Annotated in this window: 5 protein-coding genes; 3 read left to right on the forward strand and 2 right to left on the reverse strand. The window is 61.6% G+C overall.

What is annotated here, in order from left to right:
- Both B3849_RS14470 and B3849_RS14475 read right to left on the reverse strand, forming a co-directional pair.
- Window positions 1-518 (reverse strand): formyltransferase family protein (locus tag B3849_RS14470; protein WP_286780377.1); only part of this gene is annotated, 518 nt, incomplete at its 3' end.
- Window positions 519-729: 211 nt separating this feature from the next.
- Window positions 730-1,221: an RNA pyrophosphohydrolase gene (locus tag B3849_RS14475; protein WP_005851121.1), complete on the reverse strand. Its 492-nt coding sequence runs from the start codon at window positions 1,219-1,221 to the stop codon at window positions 730-732.
- 167 nt (window positions 1,222-1,388) lie between these two features.
- Between B3849_RS14475 and B3849_RS14480 the strand changes: the two genes are divergently transcribed.
- From B3849_RS14480 to B3849_RS14490, 3 genes are all read left to right on the forward strand, one after another.
- Window positions 1,389-3,416 carry an NADPH-dependent 2,4-dienoyl-CoA reductase gene (locus B3849_RS14480; protein WP_037964744.1) on the forward strand — a complete coding sequence of 676 codons (2,028 nt, stop codon included), beginning with the start codon at window positions 1,389-1,391 and terminating at the stop codon, window positions 3,414-3,416.
- 116 nt (window positions 3,417-3,532) lie between these two features.
- On the forward strand, window positions 3,533-4,492 hold the full coding sequence (locus B3849_RS14485) for a zinc transporter ZntB (RefSeq protein WP_278425382.1): 960 nt from the start codon (window positions 3,533-3,535) through the stop codon (window positions 4,490-4,492).
- Between the two features lie 136 nt (window positions 4,493-4,628).
- Window positions 4,629-4,831 (forward strand): LysR family transcriptional regulator (locus tag B3849_RS14490; protein WP_286780378.1); only part of this gene is annotated, 203 nt, incomplete at its 3' end.

The raw sequence follows: 4,831 nt of genomic DNA on the forward strand, positions 1-4,831 counted from the left end.
ATCTGCATGTAGCGCGCCAGCACAATCAACTCGGCCCCCGCGTCTTCGACCACAGCCATGATCCGCGCCTCGGCGTCGGCTTTGTTTTCCGGCGTGACCTTGATGCAGTGGAACGGAATATCGTTGTTCACGACGACCTTTTGATAGTCCATATGGTTGGACACCACCGCGACAATATCGATCGGCAACGCGCCAATACGCCAGCGGTACAGCAAATCGTTCAGACAATGCCCGAAGCGCGAGACCATGATGACGACCTTCATCTTCACCGCCTCGTCGTGGAACTCATAGGCCATGTCAAAGGGCCGCGCCGCATCGGCAAAACCGTCTGACAGGGTCGCCAGATCAACCTCGGCTTCGCTTTCAAAGCTGACGCGCATGAAGAAACCGCCGGTTTCCTTATCGTCGAACTGCGCACTGTCCGAGATGTTGCAGCCTTGATCGGCCAGATAATTCGCAATCGCCGCAACAACCCCGCGCGCAGAGGGGCAGGTCACGGTCAGGGCATATGTCTTCATCGGGATTTTTCCTGTGGCAAAGCGGTCCGACGTCGCGCGCCGATAGCCACCTGTTTCCTATCCGCCCCCGCCCCGTCAAGTTCGCGACGGCCGAAAAAGACACGCGACGCCCGCGCGGCCGGTCAAATCAGCACAATCGGTTTCCGATCATGCACATTGGCCCATATCCGCTACGCAATCGGGCAGACGGTGAACGCGGCCCGCCCCTTTGTCAGGCGTCGGCGAAATGCTCGACAAAGGCGTTGACCACAGCGGTATAGACCTCGCGCTTGAACGGGACGATGTTGTCGACCAGTTCGCGCACCGGCAACCAGCGCCAGTCCGAGAATTCGGGGTGTTCGGTGTCCAGGTTGATCTCGTCATCCGACCCGTGAAAGCGCAGCAGGAACCATTTCTGCTCTTGCCCGCGGAACCGGCCTTTCCAGATGTTGGGCACCAGTTCGATCGGCAGGTCATAGGGCAACCAGCCCTCGGTCTGTGCCACCACGGTGACAGAGCTTGGGGGGATGCCTGTCTCTTCCTCCAGTTCGCGCAGGGCGGCGACTTCGGCGTGTTCGCCCTTTTCGACGCCGCCTTGCGGCATCTGCCATGCGTCCTGATCCCGGTCCCGACGTTGCCCGACAAACACATGCCCGTCGGCGTTGACCAGCATGACCCCGACACAGGGGCGATAGGGCAGTCGGGCGATTTCTTCTGGCGTCATATCGGGGGCCTTTCGCGGCAAGAGAAGTCATACCGGCGTTAGCACGAATCCCGCGCCCATGTATATTGGCTTACGCAGCGTTGTGCGTGACAGAACCGCAGGCTTGGGGTGAACTGCCGCACAGAACGGTCCAGTACCCTACATTCAGCCCTCGAAAGGTTTGCCAAATGTCCGACTATCCGCACCTGCTTGCCCCGCTTGATCTGGGGTTCACGACGTTGAAGAACCGCGTGTTGATGGGGTCTATGCACACCGGGCTTGAGGAAACACAGGACTGGAACCGCGTCGCCGAATTCTACGCAACCCGCGCGCGTGGCGACGTGGGGCTGATGGTGACAGGAGGCATCGGGCCCAACCCCGAAGGGTCGGTCGCGCATGGTGCCGCGATGATGCTGTCGCAAAAGGACGTGGACAACCACAGCATCGTCACCGACCGCGTGCACGAGGCAGGCGGCAAGATCGCGATGCAGATCCTGCACGCCGGGCGCTATGCCTTCAGCCCCGATTGCGTCGCCCCCTCGGCGATCAAATCCCCCATCTCGATGTTCGCCCCGAAAGAACTGGACGCGGAAGGCATCGAAAAGCAGATCAGCGATATCGCCGCCTGCGCCCTGCGTGCCAAACAGGCAGGCTATGACGGGGTAGAGGTGATGGGCTCCGAAGGGTATTTCCTGAACCAGTTCCTCGTCACCCACACCAACAAACGGACCGACGAATGGGGCGGGTCGTACGAGAACCGCATGAGGCTGCCAGTCGAGGTCGTGCGCCGCGTGCGCGAGGCCGTGGGCCCCGATTTCATCCTCATCTACCGTTTGTCGATGATCGACCTGATCCCCAACGGCTCAACCTTTGAAGAGGTCGTGCAGCTTGCCAAGGCGGTAGAGGCCGCAGGGGCCACGATCATCAACACCGGCATCGGCTGGCACGAGGCGCGCATCCCGACGATCCAGACCTCGGTGCCGCGCGCGGCCTTTGCATGGGTCACGAAAAAGCTGATGGGTCAGGTGAACATCCCGCTGATCACCTCCAACCGGATCAACACGCCCGAGGTCGCCGAAGAGGTGCTGGTGGACGGCTGCGCCGACATGGTGTCGATGGCGCGGCCCATGCTGGCCGATGCCGATTTCGTCGCCAAGGCCGCCGCCGGAAAATCAGCCGAGATCGCGCCCTGTATCGCCTGCAACCAAGCCTGTCTGGACCATACCTTTGGCGGCAAAATCTCGAGCTGTCTGGTCAACCCGCGCGCCTGCTACGAGACTGAACTGCGCGTCGATCCTGTTGACGCGGCCAAGACAATCGCCGTGGTGGGCGCGGGCCCTGCGGGGCTCTCTGCCGCCATCACCGCGGCAGAGCGCGGCCATAAGGTCACCGTCTTTGACCGCGCAGCCGAAATCGGCGGCCAGTTGAACCTTGCCAAGCAGGTCGCCGGCAAAGAGGAGTTCTGGGGCCTCGTCGATTGGTATCGGGCGATGGTCAAGAAATACAACGTCACCGTCAAGCTGAATACCGAAGTCTCGGCCAATGATCTGGGCGAGTATGACGAGGTGATTATCGCCACCGGCGTTATTCCCCGCGACCCGCAAATCCCCGGTCAGGACGCGGGCAATGTGGTCAGCTATATCGACATCCTGAACGGCACCGTCACCGCTGGTCAGCGTGTCGCTGTCATCGGCGCGGGCGGCATCGGTTTCGATGTGTCTGAACATCTGGTGCATGACGGGGACAGCACCACCACCAACCTGCCCGAATGGATGAAGGAATGGGGCGTCACCGACCCCGCCGATCACCGCTCTGGCCTCGCGCCCGAAGGTCCGCAGCCGCACGCCCCCGCGCGCGAAGTGACCATGCTGCAGCGCAAGACCACCAAGGTCGGCAAGGGCTTGGGCAAGACGACCGGCTGGATCCACCGCGCGTCCCTGACCATGAAGAACGTGCAGATGATCGCGGGCGTCAACTACGAGAAGATCGACGCAGAGGGCCTGCACATCAGCTTTGGCGAAGCGCGTGAAAAGCCGCAGGTGATCGCGGCGGATACGATCGTGCTTTGTGCCGGTCAACTGTCGGACCGGTCGCTGGCCGACGCGCTAGAGGTCAAGGGCATCCCGTGCCATGTTATCGGCGGCGCGGATGTCGCGGCTGAACTAGATGCGAAACGCGCGATTGACCAAGGCACCCGTCTGGCCGCTGCGCTGTAAGGTATGTCGACCAAAATGGGGCAGGCTGTCGTGGCCTGCCCCGTCTTTCGCCCGCACCACAAGGGCAGCACATCTTGCGCCTCCGCGCCGGTCTGTCAAAATGCCCGGATCAATAGATGTTTCAGGGTGTGGCCATGCCGATTTGCGTTTTCGATATCTTTGCCGATGGCACGACCCAAGTGCCCACCGACACGCATCTTACGGGGCCGGGCATCTACCGCTGGTGGCACTTTGATCTGGCCGACCCGATGCTTGAACCCTGGGTCCGCAATCACCTGCATGAAATCCCCGCCGGATCGCTGATCCAGAAACAGACCCGCCCGCGCTGTGACCGCTTTGAAGGCGGGCTGATCTTGAACCTTCGGGGCATCAATATGAACGAGGGGCAGGATGCCGATGAAATGGTATCGGTGCGGATGTATGTGGATTCCGACCTGCTGATCACCGTGCGCCGCAAGAAGGTTTTTACCATCGACGCCATTCGCCGCGAGGCCGAAGCGCAAAAGGCCCCTCCCAGCCCTGCCGAGTTCCTCGAAGCGCTCGTGGGTCGCCTGACCCTGCGGGTGCAGGAACACGTTGCAACGCTGGATGAACAGGCGGAGTTCTTCGAGGATGATCTAGAGGACAAGAACACCCCGATGCCCCATGAGTTGCCCGAAATCCGGCGCAGCGTGATCCGGCTGCGGCGCTATCTTGACCCCCAACGCGAGGCGCTGGCCAAGCTGGCCGCCTTTGACATCCCGCTGATCCCTGACGAAAGCCAGCTTGAGCTGCGCGAGCAGGCTAACAGCGCGCTGATCGCGGTAGAAGAGTTGGACGAGCTGCGCGACCGGCTGGTGTCGGTTCAGGAAGAGCACGACGCCAATATCGCGCAGCGCCAAGCGCGCCACGGCTATGTGCTGTCGGTCGCCGCGGCGATCTTTCTGCCGCTGGGGTTTCTGACCGGTCTGTTCGGCGTCAACGTCGCCGGGATGCCGGGGGTGGACCATCCTTGGGCGTTTACCATCCTCTGTCTTGGCATGGCGGGGCTGGCGCTGCTGATGTTTCTGGTCCTGAAACTGGTCCGCTGGATTTAACCACAGCACGGCGCGCCCTGTTTCCCCGCCGCGAACGATCCCTATAAATACCTCTCCACTGTCTCACCGCTGCCGTGATCCTGCCTGATTTGGCCGCCATACCCTTTCCAGACGCAGATGATGAAAGGGGACGGGTATGGACCGCCTGACAGAGATGGAAGCATTCGCCACGGTCGTGGACCAGGGTGGCTTTACCGATGCGGCCAAGAAGATGGGTATCTCCAAATCCGCCGTATCCAAACACGTATCCTCGCTTGAAGCGCGGCTTGGGGCGCGGTTGCTGAACCGCACGACCCGCCGCGTCAGTCCGACAGAGATCGGGCTTGCCTATTACGACCG

Source organism: Sulfitobacter sp. UBA4523 (assembly GCF_002388305.1).
Lineage (GTDB): Bacteria > Pseudomonadota > Alphaproteobacteria > Rhodobacterales > Rhodobacteraceae > Sulfitobacter > Sulfitobacter pontiacus.